General features: G+C 41.0%; 16 protein-coding genes. All 16 read right to left on the bottom strand.

Annotated features, from left to right (window positions below; genetic code table 11):
* Positions 1-314: 314 nt before the first annotated feature.
* Positions 315-965, bottom strand: a complete 651-nt coding sequence (locus HMPREF0549_RS06270; RefSeq protein ID WP_003717430.1) for a hypothetical protein — start codon at positions 963-965, stop codon at positions 315-317.
* A complete protein-coding gene (locus tag HMPREF0549_RS09755) occupies positions 913-1,086 on the bottom strand; it encodes a hypothetical protein (RefSeq protein ID WP_154645767.1) in 174 nt (57 codons plus the stop codon). The genes HMPREF0549_RS06270 and HMPREF0549_RS09755 overlap by 53 nt, the downstream gene beginning before the upstream one ends.
* Positions 1,070-1,600 (bottom strand): collagen-like domain-containing protein, encoded by a 531-nt coding sequence (locus tag HMPREF0549_RS06265; RefSeq protein WP_003717429.1) that lies wholly within the window; start codon positions 1,598-1,600, stop codon positions 1,070-1,072. Before HMPREF0549_RS06265 ends, HMPREF0549_RS09755 begins: the two co-directional genes overlap by 17 nt.
* Complete coding sequence (locus tag HMPREF0549_RS06260; protein WP_003717428.1) at positions 1,600-2,220, bottom strand: hypothetical protein; 621 nt, start codon at positions 2,218-2,220, stop codon at positions 1,600-1,602. The genes HMPREF0549_RS06265 and HMPREF0549_RS06260 overlap by 1 nt, the downstream gene beginning before the upstream one ends.
* The gene (locus HMPREF0549_RS09375; protein ID WP_003717427.1) at positions 2,221-3,315 is read right to left on the bottom strand and encodes a GH25 family lysozyme; all 1,095 of its coding nucleotides are present in this window, start codon (positions 3,313-3,315) and stop codon (positions 2,221-2,223) included.
* Positions 3,296-3,775, bottom strand: coding sequence for a phage holin, LLH family (locus HMPREF0549_RS06250; RefSeq protein ID WP_162256085.1), 480 nt, complete (start codon positions 3,773-3,775; stop codon positions 3,296-3,298). Before HMPREF0549_RS06250 ends, HMPREF0549_RS09375 begins: the two co-directional genes overlap by 20 nt.
* On the bottom strand, positions 3,756-4,175 hold the full coding sequence (locus HMPREF0549_RS06245; protein ID WP_003717425.1) for a phage holin family protein: 420 nt from the start codon (positions 4,173-4,175) through the stop codon (positions 3,756-3,758). Before HMPREF0549_RS06245 ends, HMPREF0549_RS06250 begins: the two co-directional genes overlap by 20 nt.
* A gap of 122 nt (positions 4,176-4,297) precedes the next feature.
* On the bottom strand, positions 4,298-4,441 hold the full coding sequence (locus HMPREF0549_RS06240; RefSeq protein ID WP_003717424.1) for an XkdX family protein: 144 nt from the start codon (positions 4,439-4,441) through the stop codon (positions 4,298-4,300).
* Complete coding sequence (locus HMPREF0549_RS06235; protein WP_003717423.1) at positions 4,441-5,007, bottom strand: hypothetical protein; 567 nt, start codon at positions 5,005-5,007, stop codon at positions 4,441-4,443. The genes HMPREF0549_RS06240 and HMPREF0549_RS06235 overlap by 1 nt, the downstream gene beginning before the upstream one ends.
* Before the next feature lie 16 nt (positions 5,008-5,023).
* The gene (locus tag HMPREF0549_RS06230; protein WP_003717422.1) at positions 5,024-5,467 is read right to left on the bottom strand and encodes a hypothetical protein; all 444 of its coding nucleotides are present in this window, start codon (positions 5,465-5,467) and stop codon (positions 5,024-5,026) included.
* 12 nt (positions 5,468-5,479) lie between these two features.
* Positions 5,480-6,352 carry a BppU family phage baseplate upper protein gene (locus HMPREF0549_RS06225; RefSeq protein ID WP_040531451.1) on the bottom strand — a complete coding sequence of 291 codons (873 nt, stop codon included), beginning with the start codon at positions 6,350-6,352 and terminating at the stop codon, positions 5,480-5,482.
* A gap of 12 nt (positions 6,353-6,364) precedes the next feature.
* On the bottom strand, positions 6,365-7,357 hold the full coding sequence (locus HMPREF0549_RS06220) for an SGNH/GDSL hydrolase family protein (protein ID WP_040531448.1): 993 nt from the start codon (positions 7,355-7,357) through the stop codon (positions 6,365-6,367).
* Between the two features lie 13 nt (positions 7,358-7,370).
* On the bottom strand, positions 7,371-7,883 hold the full coding sequence (locus HMPREF0549_RS06215) for a pyocin knob domain-containing protein (RefSeq protein ID WP_040531446.1): 513 nt from the start codon (positions 7,881-7,883) through the stop codon (positions 7,371-7,373).
* A gap of 17 nt (positions 7,884-7,900) precedes the next feature.
* Positions 7,901-9,499, bottom strand: coding sequence for a glycosyl hydrolase family 28-related protein (locus HMPREF0549_RS06210; protein WP_003717418.1), 1,599 nt, complete (start codon positions 9,497-9,499; stop codon positions 7,901-7,903).
* Positions 9,499-10,887: a GH25 family lysozyme gene (locus HMPREF0549_RS09975; protein WP_003717417.1), complete on the bottom strand. Its 1,389-nt coding sequence runs from the start codon at positions 10,885-10,887 to the stop codon at positions 9,499-9,501. Before HMPREF0549_RS09975 ends, HMPREF0549_RS06210 begins: the two co-directional genes overlap by 1 nt.
* 8 nt (positions 10,888-10,895) lie before the next feature.
* Positions 10,896-12,923, bottom strand: a 2,028-nt coding sequence (locus HMPREF0549_RS06195; protein WP_003717416.1) for a phage tail protein, incomplete at its 5' end; no start/stop codon positions are given.

Raw genomic sequence — 12,923 nt, 5'->3', positions numbered from 1 at the left:
ATTTACGATTGCGTTTCTTCAGCATTTCGTACATATCTCGAACCACTATCATTCCAAGTTTTTTATTGATTTTATGCTTTAATATTTGCACAGTAATTTCAGTGATTACTCAATTTAAACCTACCATTCGTCTACCAGTAGAACACACCCGACACCTCAAATGAAGTGCCGGGTTAATGGAATATTTGGATACATTCAGTATAGCATATTTTTATTGGTGCAATTCAGCGTGATTTTACACCGATAATAAAAAAGAGCCCGACCGGAAATCCAGTCGGGCTTGTATTATATCTGTTTCGTTATCAAAAGAGATATCATCTATCATATATTGGAGCATCGATTTCTGTATTATTTTCTGTAACATATGGCGTCACTGTATCACCTTGTTCTACTTTCTCACCTGCAATGTATAAGCGGTTTACTCCAGCCGGAAAAGATGTAGGTGAAATTTGGAAGCGTCCTGTTACCTGTGTGATGAATGTTGTTGTATATACAAAGCGTTGCCACTCAGTGGTTAAGCCATCTTTAATCGTTAAGCCTGCATCAGTAGTGTCACCTTGAAACTTTAATACTGCTGTAGATTGATCATCCGGATGATCTAATTTGGCAAAAACCGAAAAGGTATATGTTCCGGGTGCAAAAGTGGTCTTATAGCCAATTAATCCTTCTAGATTAAGTGCCATTACAGCAATGCCGTTCCATGATCCGCTTTGTCCAAAATTATTAAAGACAGCCCAATTAACGCCAGGATAGCCACTAAAATTATCAGAACCAGGAATAAGATTAGGCTGGCTAACTGGTGGCGTTACTAAGTCAATCATATCTTGAAGGGTTAATTTATCAGATACTTTGAACCGTTTTTGAAAGCCTTGAGCTAACTCGTTCAATCCGTCGGTAAGATTATCCGCCATATTATCCCCATTTTCCTTTCCATATAGTATCTTCAATCCATTGCTTAATTGCATCTTGGTCACCTTTAGTCCAATAATCAATTCCCCTAATCGGAGTATTACCATCCTTGCCCGGTTGACCTTGAGCCTTGATGTTCAGGTTAATATCACTCGGCAAATTAATTTGTTGTGCCATCAGGGTTCACCAACTTTACATGCCAATTGCCGTCGTCTGCGATATAAGGTTGATAAGTATAACCAACGGGACCACGTTCACCTTGCGGACCTTGTTTACCTTCAGTTCCCGGCTCACCCTGTGGACCAGCAACCCCTTGGTCTCCTTTATCACCTTTAATCCCTTGTGCCCCTGACATATCAGTTAAAAGCTTCATCTCATTTCCGGAACGGATAAACAATTTTGCGTTATCTGGATCATCAACATTGCTTGAGATAATTGCCATATCGCCTTCTTTAATATCATCGGCAAAGTGAGCATTCATTTCTGCAATACTAGGATAAGTCTTATCGACATTAAATCCCTTACCAGCGGGTCCTTGTAATCCTTGTGGTCCCCGTTCACCTTGTGGACCACGTGGTCCTTGTTCACCCTGCGGTCCTTGTTCACCAGTTTTCCCAGCAGGACCAGTTGCTCCTGTTTCACCCTTTGGCCCACGAGCAATAACTCCTAAGTTAATATCGCTTTGTAACATTATGCATCTTCTCCTTTATCTTCTTTAATATGCCAGTAACCATCATCTGCAATATAAGGTTTCCACGTCTTACCGTCTTTCCCACGAGGAATTTTATAATTGATAGTCACTGAACCGTCTTCATTAGTTAACATTTCAACAGTTGCGGGTTGATCTGGGCTAACACTTTCTACTTTGCCAGTCTTGAATCTTGGTACATCAAATTGACCAGTCGACACTCGCTTTGCAATATCGTCAAATTCTTTTTTAAACTCGTCTAGTGTTAATGAACTTACTTTTCCTGTTGGTAAATCTAGCGAGTTCGATAATACTCGGAACTTCATATCACGATCTGATGGGTAAATGGCATGGATAACGTCATCTACCATTTCCCAAAGTTCAAGTCGATAGGTACCGGCTGGCAAATCTAGTATTTGCTTGGAATTAAATACTAATAGGCCATCTTCAATCTTCATCTCAATAGTCCTTACAAGACTATCTTCAGTAGCAAATGAGGCTTTATAAATATACTTATCCTCTGGAATTACCGGATTGTTATCCTGCAAACATTGAAAAATATAATTTTGTACACCTTCAGTGCGCTTTTGAACGAGGGCAGAGAATACTTTAACATCATTCATTTAATCCCTCCTCAACTTAGAGATCTCATCCTTTACTGTGTTTTGAATATAAGGTTTCAGATCGTTTTCGATTGCCTGACGGTCAGCTGCGGAAAGCTTGACTGTTGTCTCATCTTTAGCTGGTTGAATATCATCCGGTTGGTTTGCGATTGCTTCTTGAAGAGCACCATCGTCACCAAAGGCGTATAGCTTACCATCAATTTCTTGCCGTCCAGTTAACATCCAAGCATTTTCTGGGTCAAAGTAATACTTCTTACCATTAATGGTTTGCCAACCAGTTACGGCGCCTGCAAAGGTACCATCGTGATTAGGGTTGAAGTAGTACCAATGGTTGTTAATTTGTTTCCAATTGACTTCGGCATTTCCAAAATTATCAAAGTGGTACCACTTACCATCAACCTTGCGCCAGTCATTCTTTACGGCAGAACCGTTTTCGTAGTATTGCCAAGTGTCACCTGAACCTTGCCAACCGTCAGTTGTCCGATAACCATTCCAAGTAATACCGAGCAAGTCGACGTTCAAGTCTTGCTTGCCACCGTAGTTACTGTATTGCCAGATAGCCACACCGTCCATAGATGGGAAATAACCATAATTTGGCGTGATTGATAAGCCTGGTTGATAACCGGCTACCCAAATTGAATTTGGAAATACTGCCAACACTCGCCCAACGTTGACGTTATCGTGCATATATGGCTTATAAGAATATAGCATTGGAGTGTATCCAGCATTCTTAATTTGTCGCATACCAAAAATAATGTTGTCAGTATTAGCTTCTATATTGCCAGATGCGCCGTCTTCGTAGTCTAGCGCTACAATAGCCCCTTTCGGTTGTTGCAAACGTGGTAAGAAGTAATTCAACATTTGCTGAGTTTGACTTTGGTTAGATCCAGTTTGCATCCAGATATACGTGTGGAAACGCCAGCCTCTGCTCTTGGCTTGTTGAGCGTGTGAGCTATAAGTAGCTTGCTCGTAAATCCAGCCGTTAACCGAACCACCAATTTGTGAAATAGCAAAGCTATCATGCCCTGTATTGTTATATAGTGATGGTTGATACTTTGAGTAGTCACCACCATAATTAACGATTGCTGCTGTCATTAGTATCAGCCTCCTTACGATCAGCTAGTTTATTTTCGCTAGGGATTCCCTTAACACTTAATCGATCTTGCGCAGGAGCCATTGGCTTAGGGATTAAACTGCCCGTTGTTGGCTCAGCTTTACCAGTTAAGTCTGACTTTTCATAAGCCGCTTGGACGGCTGATTCAATTGCTTTCATGCCAACATTAGTAAAGCCACGCTTAGCTAAGACATCCTGAACAATCGTAGTTGCCTGGTTAAACTTGTCATTACCGCTCATCTGTGCATTAACCAGTGAGCTAACTGCTGTGTCAGCTACTTGTTCAATAAATGACCACAGCTCTTTTGATTGAGCTGTTTTAGCATGTAGTACCTTAGTATGAATTAGATTTTCGGCATACTTGAAGCCAAAATAAATAGCAGTTGAAATAATCGCCGTAATAACATATTCCGGAATAGCGTTAATGATAGTGTTCATCATTATCATGTCCTTTCTTGTAATCATCGCTTAGCTTATAAATGTACTGCTTTACCCAATCTGGGAGTGGCAATCCCATCTGGCCCCAATTCTCTAAAATTGATACAGCATAATACAAAACGTAAAAACTTACAAAAGCATCGCCAGCATGTCCCATTCCATTAGCGTCTAGCATTGGATATAGGGTTAGAATCACCAAAATCAATACACCATGTTTTATTAATCCAGTTGTCCCTTTAGTTGAAGTTGTTCGTTTAGTTACTAAACTTTTAGCGAAACCAGTGACAATATCGGCGACAACTACCCAAACAAACAGCCAAATTAAACGGTTATCTTCCATCCCTTGAAAGTGTGTGAAATACATCTCGTGATACGGCATTGGCGGTGCAGTCAATAACTGCATGCGTTGCTTACCCTCTTTCTAAAAGCCGCCCACAAGAAAAGCGTGCGATTACGTTTAATTTTTTAACGCTTTCGTACGCTTTTCATTATGTATTGTTTATTTCGGTGGCGACTATGTGTTAATTAGGCTTGTGGTTGTTGAGCTTCAGGTTGGACGTAATCCTTACCGGTAAACTCCTTGTATTGTTCCGGAGTAATCGTCCCAAAAACCACGTAGTTAGTAATATCGGCATTTAGCTTAGCCATTAATTTAACAAATTCAACCATTATTTAGAACCTCCTTGTGGCGCTTGTGTCTTTGCAATCATCTGTCCCAACATATTGACGGATTGAGTTAAATCGTCAAATTTTTGTTCAAGGCTCTTATTAGTCTTATCTGATTCTGCCTTGGCTTGAACCAGTTGCTGTCCCAGTGCATTCATTGCCAAAGTAGTTTCACTTGGCTTAGCAACTGGTGCTGGATGGGCCTTTTCCCATTCTTCCTTAGGCGTACCAACCCAAACAGTGCCGTTGAACCGCATTGGTTGGTATAAACCGTCTTCCGGCTTAGTAAAAGTTTGGTTTACGCCTAATACCGCACCTTGTGGAATATAGTTAGTTCCTGTGTATACGTTATCCTTTGTAGGATCAAATTCATATACAACAACTAGTTGATCGACCCAACTAGTACCATTCCAATAGTTAGCACCATCAGTAGGTTCAACTGTTGTTTGATTAGCTTGGAGCGGTTGATCTTTTGGTAAATCTTCTTCTTGAATAAGCGGGTGTGATATTTTATCCGCATCATAGGTATATACCCGCTGTGTATCAGTGTTTTCTTTTGTTTGAGCCATTATCTGACCTCCTATCTTAAATCTTCATTTGACTACGTGGACCAACAAACGTCATTGAGATCCAGCCAGTATAAGTAACTTTGTCGTCCCATTGACTACCAGTGTTACCAAGAATTGAAAGATTACCGTCGTTTGAGAACTTCATCGGAGAAAAATTGTTTTGACCCGACGGTTGCCCCATAAAGGCTGAACCAATCACAGGTAGGTTCTTACTATCAAGAATGCCATCAAAAGGATTGGTGCTAAATTCGGTAACACTTTTATTGGGTAAAGTTACCCAACCTGTAATACATGCTACATACATATCCGCATCATAACCGATAGTTCCTGATACCCATCCAGTGCACCCATTGATTAGAGTTCCTGCATTCGTTTGTCGATCCCACTTATTATTTTTTAAATTGTCATTCAATACGTTTAGCCAGTCCGCTTGTCCGGGCTGAATTTCTTTAAATGCCATAGTATTTCCTCCTTATGACCAGGCAACTTGTTCACGCCATGCTGACCACTTACCAGCCACGCATGACCGAACGTAGAAGTTTTGGTCGTTATCAACCAACATTTGACTAAGTAAATCATTGTTACCCTTAACATATAGCAAGCAGTTACCATTAACTGAAGTTGGATTATTACTTGCACCACTATTAACAATGTAAGTAGTAGGAGTCGTGCAAAGATTAAGGTCACCAGACCATTCAGTAGCCGACATAAGCTTATCGACATACTGCTGCATTTCAATCTTGGTTGGCACCGCATTAGTCTTAATCTCATTTTTATAAACATCAAGATTAGAATCTAATGCTTGAACTGTACCTTGCAATGCTGAAATTTCTTTAATTGCATTATCAACTTCAGCCTGTTTATCTGCCATATAAGACTTGAATTGGGCTAATGCTCGATCCAAGTCGGTCTCAAATGGTTTAGCGTTAATTCCCATTTCGACCATATTTGGCAAAACATTAAGTAGAACCCCAATCGTGGAAACCTTTCCTTTATCGTCTTTAACCGTGAAATAGGTACTGTTAGGATCCCACTGTCCTTCTGTTTGAAAGGTACCAGCCGGGAAGTAGAAGTTAACCCGTCCGGCTTGCATATCAGCACCCGGCTTGTTGTAGTAGGCAAAGCCAATGGCATTGAACTGCTTCCCTTGTGGGTCAACACCTGAGAACGTAATTTCACGCTTCGTTAAATCTAGTGGTAAGCCATTACGCTTGAACCATAAATCAACTGAAGCCCGAGAATCACCAACCCGTCCTTGAAAGTTAGGTGTCAGGTTAACGTAAGTTGACTGGTTACCGTCAGCTTGCTTCATAATATCAAGGGTTACGTACGTATTATTTGCCACGTTATCCCTCCTCTATTGGAAAATCTTCATATGCTCGTTAAGCTTTTCGAGCAACTTGTTACATAAATCAAAATCATCTTTAAGTTTTTGCCGGTAGATATCATCAATTGATAATCGGCGGGGTAACCAGAGAGTTAAATAACCAGTGTTCTCACCGGTTTCCACATCGACAATTCCGTATTGATTACACAAATCAACAACCCAATTCATCACTTCTTGCAGGTGCATCATCGTTTCAATCGTCCAAAGATAGGCAGTCCGATTTAATCGCTTAATCTGTGGTGGCTTCACAGTTAAATCAAGCTGTGTACTATCATCCATAAAGATTGAATTAATGCTGTTTTGCAATTTCTTAACCCGGTTATAGATGTCGGTAATGTTCTTAACGTACATTCCGATTAATCCATTAGCAGTGCTAGCTAACCAGTCAGCTAACCGTTCTGCAATCTTAACCATCGTGTCGGGATTAGGGTGAATTGTGTCCCCTTGTGTTTCATTAGTGTTCGCATATGTAATGATTGGGTCAGTCCATTCATAATAGGCAATTCCTAATACATCACACTCATCGGCTAGAGTGCGTGCCATATCGTTCTGGGTCCAACCATTACCATCTTCTTTATCCAATGAATCAACATGTTTCCACGTTCCTGTTGGTTGCTGATAAAAAATCTGAATATTTGGGTTATCACTTCTGATCTTAGCTACTCCTTTATCGAGGGCTTCACGCAGATCGTCGAGACTTTCCCAAGACCAATCGAAATCATTCACTCCATATTCCAATAGGCAAACATCGTAGTTCTTAAAATTTAGTCGTTTGACAACTTGTGGAAAGTCAATATAATCCTTTCCCGCAAGCTTAGCACCTGAAAGCGCCTGATTATCACACTGCCAACCCAACCGACTAGCTATCATATCTGGTATTCGTCGATTACCGGTTACCCAGCCACCAGCACCAGATACACCCGCATAAATAGAATCACCTAAGGCAACCATTCGTGTACTCATGATTGATTACCTCCTAATTCCATTGTGTAATCATCCGCCAATCAGTCCATGTGCCATTATTACGAGTACGAACATAAAGTGTGTTATCACTCAACGAATTTAACAATTGAGTAACATTGGTTTTATTACCAAATACCAGAGCAGTAAAGGTTTGCACACTATTAGGTGTGTTAATTGCTTTACCACTAGTTTTTAGATAAAGCCCATTATCCACTGTAAAGTTCACATCCGTTTCATCAGTTAGCATAACCGTATTAGCAATACTACCTGTTGGTCCTACTGCCTTATGTGCAGTTGTTTGCCCATCAATTACCCAATATCCATCATCGCTAACTTGTAAGCTTGGCGAATGACCATCCTTGCACTTAGCAAGAAGTCCCCAATATTCAGTATCTTTGATTTTGTCGGCATCGGTATCTTTTGACTTGATAATCGTATAGGTATCGTTGCCATCGGTCAGAACCAGTGCCCGGTGATCATTTTCTGGCAATTTGAATTGACCGATTAAATCTCCTTCGAAGAGCATTTCATCACCACCTCTCACTAATTCCAACTCGTCATGCAGAACCAATCGGTCCAAGTATCGCCAGATCCGGTTCGCTCAAAGTTCAATGGTTCCAACCCGTCTAGCAACTCAAAGTGTTGTTTGACAAGGCCACTAACTGCTTTCGTAGTTAGCAAGCCCTTAGAACCCGCTTGCGCGTCCTTAGCAAAGTCTGAGCGATCTATCCCGATAGCTTCCGCCTTTTTGAGTGCATAAGAAAAGCCGTCTGGAATTTCCGACGGCTTATTATTTTTATCTAAGTTTTCCGTGTCAATTGAATTGCTAGCACTTGAACTATCATTTTCTATCCACGGTTCACGGAGATTATTTTCACCATTGCTGGTACTCATATCAAGGATGCCTTGATATCCTTGGCTCAAGTAATTATTAACCGAGTGATTACCTACTTGCCCAGCTAAATTATTCTCACGAACAATAAAGCCTAAGGCAGTTGGCTTAGTCGTATAATCAGCAGCATTAACAAAGTTACCATCAATCGTGACATTCCTTAGTAAGGCTTTATCACTAGACGGTCCGACCAAGGTTGAATACATTTTGCCAGCTTTGTTGTGCAGCCCAGCATAATTATGAGCAATATAAATATACCTTGGAGATGCTGACGTGGTAGCGTTAGGGTTACCTATTTCAACTGCTGCTGAAGGCATAGAGCTACCGTTTTTCTCAAAGTAATTAAAAGCAACAATCGACTGATTGGCTTGAGTTCCCAAACGGACATTGTTTTGAAATCCTTCAATCTTATTTCTAATCACTTGATTATTGCAACCATTGAGGAAAATAGCAGTACCAAAACCTGATAAGGATGTAACTAAATTATCAGCAACTACCACTCGACTATTACCATATTCATCCATATCAACAAACTGGCGTTGACCGCCAGACAAACTAACATCAAATTGACAATGTTCTACCCTGCCGTCCCAGGCGTCAGCATTGAAATGTATACAGAAATCGGTGATATGTCCATGGTTACGACCTCCAGCATCATGGAATCGACAATAGCTGACCCTGGACTGAGTCACAAAATTATTAAACTGAATTAGGTACTGAGAATCTCCTCCACCAGTAAATCCCAAATGCTCAACCGTAAAGGTACAATGACCTAAGTAATTGCTGGCATTCATGCCACTTTTCCCAAGCAACAGTCCAGTACCAGTACCAGTGTACTTTAACCAAGATCCGTCAACGCCAGCTAGCGTTACTGGTTCCTTAAACTGAATGGTATTGCTCCAAGCATAAGTACCTTGAGGGAAAAACAAGGTCGGTTGTAAAGATTGTTGTGCCACCCAGTCTGCCATCTTTTGCATTGCAGGAGCATTATCCGTAACTCCGTCTCCAACTAAGCCAAATGTTATTACATTCACTACTAATTGGCTATCAGCAGCACTTTTGCCATCTTTACCCGCACTCGCAAGTAACTGCCAGTGTGAATCATCAGTTGGCAAGATACCAGTACTATCAATTTGGCAAACATAGGAAGACCCCTGATACATAACCACGTCAAGATACTGATATCTCTTCGTGGAATCATAATTACCAGCGAAGTTCATCAGCACTCGTCCTAATATTTGTTCAGCCATTATACACCTCCAATCTGTAAGACCAAGTTGCCATTTTCTAACTGCAATTGCATTTGTTTAGCAACTTTAGTTGCTACTGCATCGGCTATTGAACCGTCAGATATACTATTAACATCAACTACTAAATTACCCGACTTAACATCAAGCCGGGCTTTTAGATGTTGCCTTATCAAGTCGCTAATTGCTTCAATTGACAGACCATTATTACCCTTATCACCGCCAGAAGAAGTACCATCTTTGCCATGCAGTGATTTTAGCCAATCGTCTTCTGAGCCAGTGAAGCCATGTTCAACAGCAATCTCGTAGGCAGATTTACCATCTTTACCCGGATTGCCTGGTGTGGTTTGAATTTTCTTCAAATCATCTTTTGTTGCCACGTCGGGTTTGTTGGTAATCTGTGACCAATCAAGCGAGCTAATCTGTCCGCTTTGGGCAATTGAAGATAACCGCTGATTAAGATAATCAACTGTTACAACATCGGGCTTATCCAGAATATCAGCCCATTTAATTGAGCCGGTAACTGTTCCTGACGTTCCACCAATGTATTTCTTTAAGTACGGCCACAAACGGTCAGCATCTTCCTGCCGATACTTACGCCCGTAAATTGTATCGGTTACAAAAAAGTGGGCACCGTTGTCGTAAGAATAACCTGCACCCCAGATACCACTGACAGAATCATAACCATACTGAAGAACAATTCCTTGAATATAGCTTCCTGAATCATCAGGCTTTACTACTGGTATATCAGGTTGTGGTTTAGTATCCGTACCACTTGATGGTCGGTTAGGCGTTGAAGAGGTAGGATTAGCAAGTTTGTTCCACCCTGTTTCATCAAGGTAAAAGATACTTCTATCCATATCTCCTCCGGTGAACTGCCAGCCAGTAATTGCACTAAACGCACCTGATGACACGCTGATGTTAGGAATCGTCCACGATTTCCAGTCCATTGAAGCATATTTAGCAACCCATAGTCCACAATCATTAGCACAATTAGCAACCTGACTGATTGCGGACTCAGAAACGTAAATCAAAGCCCAAATATTAGTTTGTCGATGTACTTCGTCTACAAACTTTCGCACCCAATTAGTATTACCCCAGGCTGAGTTCTGGTTCTTTTCCCAGTCAACAGCAAGTACAGCTTTACCGATATAATTGCGAATGTTGTTCAAGAAGTATTGAGCTTCAGCGACTGGATCACCACCGCCAGCGTAATGATAAAGTCCTCGTAGTTTGCCATTTTGACCAGCCAAATCCCATTGGTGATTACACTTAGGGTTAACATAGCCCGTCCCTTGCGTAGCCTTAATGATTACCCCTTGCGCATGTGAATCGGTAACGATACTGTCTGCACTACCAGAGAAAACATCAACAGTATATATAGACATCATTGCACCTCCTAACCGTTCGTAAACTTCTGAATAGCCTGAAGCTGATCATGGTTAAATCGCATGCTAGGCCCTCGATTAACATTAATATTTGCAAAATGGTTTTCGTGTTGTGTACCAGTTGCTCCATAATAATCAATCTGCTCAACATTACGGTTCATCGCATTAATATCTTGGTACATCGCATAGATAGAATCTTTCATTACCAATCCCGTGTTATTCCAAGTTAATGAAGCTTCCGAATCAGGATTAAATGGATTATATTCAATCCCCATCAAAACCATTTTTTGGTTGAAATGATTTTCTGGAATGACTACCTGACAAGTATCGCCAAGTTTAAAATCAGTTTCGCCATATTCGTTATTAGTTACTGTTGTTGGTGGATCATAATGAACTGACTTATCAACATACTTTTTCAACGCATCCATATCGTAAATAGAGTCAACAATTACTTGGGGGCCTCTATGAAGCCCATATTTTTTGACACTATCATCATTGTGGTAATGGTAATGCAGTGAATAGTAAGTCTGAGTAGTTGTAGAAGTAGTATCGCTACTGCCACTAGTCTGACCGTCACCGCCATTCTTAATCATTGCCTGTGGATCAAGCCAGGTTCCGTCATTTAAGAAAGCGTGACTGAATGCTTGTTGAACGTTCATTCTCGTAATTCCAACATGAAGGTGGTTTGTAGTTCGATAGCCGATTACTTGTCCGCACTGTATCTTTTGACCATAGCCAACAATAATATTACTTGCAGAGCTAAAAGCTTCCTGATATTCCACATTCAGCCCCGTCTCATCAGTAATGACTAAGTACCATTTAATCTCACTACCACCCCAAGTAGCAGCAGTAGTTACTGTTCCTCCATGAATGGCATGAACTTCTGAACCGGGATGGTCAATCGAACCAAAGTCAAGGCCATCATGAAAGCCGTTTGTCCGAAAACCACCGCCCGGTTGCACACCGAACAGTTGCCCACTAGTAAACGAACCTTCACCAACTGACGGGAACGGCCATCCCCAAGCACTACTTGATTGTGCTTGAATGGTGGCTTTAGAAATTGGTGCCCCGTGTGGTGACCAACCACCCGAGCCACTAATCTGTTGTCGCCAATTAGGAATGTTCATCATAGCGATTAGTTGGTCGAGTCCTTTCATGATATCGGTATATGGCGGGCGACAATAATAATTGAACGTGGAATCAATAAACTGCAGCAGTCCCTTAGATGGGTGACCTGCTGCTGCATTTGGGTCCCAATTATTAACCACGTCTTCACGACCGCTAGATTCAATCCTAATTCGATTATTGATGTTAGCGATATCGTTAGCCGATAAGTTTTCACCGACAAGACTAGCAGCATTCTGCATAACTGGTTCCCAGTTACCATTAACCGGTTCAGTTACACCGTTACCATTCCCACCACTTCCGGCAGTTGTGATGTCTTTTTCCATCTTGCCACCGTAAACATCAAAGTCGTTATACATATCATTTCCATCAGACTGAAAATTGATAGAAGTAACATTATTCAAGTAACGGAACTGCTTATCGGTAGGATGAGCCAAACTATCAATGTCATAAATCTTCAATACATAGTTATCCGGAACATAGTAGGCTCCAAACAGCGACAGGTTTTGACCAATCCATTCGTATAACGAACCAGTACAATCAACGGCCACATTAGGGAAATTACCATGAAGCTCATACTTGATTCCTTGGTCATTGTTATTGAAGAACTGGTCTAGCCTATTCTGTAATGAATAGGTTTGTTGTTCGTCAGTCCGCTTAATCACAACTCCCGGTTGGGGATCACCGCTATCTCCAGAATCACTAGATGAATTACCGCTAGTGTCCGGATTATCTTCGGTCGGTTGTTTCGGATCAATCCTTATATTTTTCATCATGTCAATTAATAAGGCATTAGCAGTAACTTGCATAGTGGGTAAACCATTCTCATCAAATCCATTCTCTAATTGCTGAATTGTATAAAACTGACCATGATAATAGATATACCTTTTCATTTTAAGCATGTTAAAAGCATC

The sequence above is a fragment of the Limosilactobacillus vaginalis DSM 5837 = ATCC 49540 genome (assembly GCF_000159435.1).
GTDB lineage: Bacteria > Bacillota > Bacilli > Lactobacillales > Lactobacillaceae > Limosilactobacillus > Limosilactobacillus vaginalis.
This window is presented reverse-complemented; position numbering and strand designations above follow the sequence as displayed.

Excerpts from the sequence above, each read along its gene's own strand:
- HMPREF0549_RS09375 (WP_003717427.1), bottom strand. The coding sequence starts at position 3,315 with ATGACAGCAGCAATCGTTAATTATGGTGGTGACTACTCAAAGTATCAA.
- HMPREF0549_RS06270 (WP_003717430.1), bottom strand. The coding sequence starts at position 965 with ATGCAATTAAGCAATGGATTGAAGATACTATATGGAAAGGAAAATGGG.
- HMPREF0549_RS06265 (WP_003717429.1), bottom strand. The coding sequence starts at position 1,600 with ATGTTACAAAGCGATATTAACTTAGGAGTTATTGCTCGTGGGCCAAAG.
- HMPREF0549_RS06240 (WP_003717424.1), bottom strand. The coding sequence starts at position 4,441 with ATGGTTGAATTTGTTAAATTAATGGCTAAGCTAAATGCCGATATTACT.
- HMPREF0549_RS06250 (WP_162256085.1), bottom strand. The coding sequence starts at position 3,775 with ATGATGAACACTATCATTAACGCTATTCCGGAATATGTTATTACGGCG.
- HMPREF0549_RS06230 (WP_003717422.1), bottom strand. The coding sequence starts at position 5,467 with ATGGCATTTAAAGAAATTCAGCCCGGACAAGCGGACTGGCTAAACGTA.
- HMPREF0549_RS06210 (WP_003717418.1), bottom strand. The coding sequence starts at position 9,499 with ATGGCTGAACAAATATTAGGACGAGTGCTGATGAACTTCGCTGGTAAT.
- HMPREF0549_RS06215 (WP_040531446.1), bottom strand. The coding sequence starts at position 7,883 with ATGCTCTTCGAAGGAGATTTAATCGGTCAATTCAAATTGCCAGAAAAT.
- HMPREF0549_RS06245 (WP_003717425.1), bottom strand. The coding sequence starts at position 4,175 with ATGCAGTTATTGACTGCACCGCCAATGCCGTATCACGAGATGTATTTC.
- HMPREF0549_RS09975 (WP_003717417.1), bottom strand. The coding sequence starts at position 10,887 with ATGATGTCTATATATACTGTTGATGTTTTCTCTGGTAGTGCAGACAGT.
- HMPREF0549_RS09755 (WP_154645767.1), bottom strand. The coding sequence starts at position 1,086 with ATGGCACAACAAATTAATTTGCCGAGTGATATTAACCTGAACATCAAG.
- HMPREF0549_RS06220 (WP_040531448.1), bottom strand. The coding sequence starts at position 7,357 with ATGAGTACACGAATGGTTGCCTTAGGTGATTCTATTTATGCGGGTGTA.
- HMPREF0549_RS06235 (WP_003717423.1), bottom strand. The coding sequence starts at position 5,007 with ATGGCTCAAACAAAAGAAAACACTGATACACAGCGGGTATATACCTAT.
- HMPREF0549_RS06260 (WP_003717428.1), bottom strand. The coding sequence starts at position 2,220 with ATGAATGATGTTAAAGTATTCTCTGCCCTCGTTCAAAAGCGCACTGAA.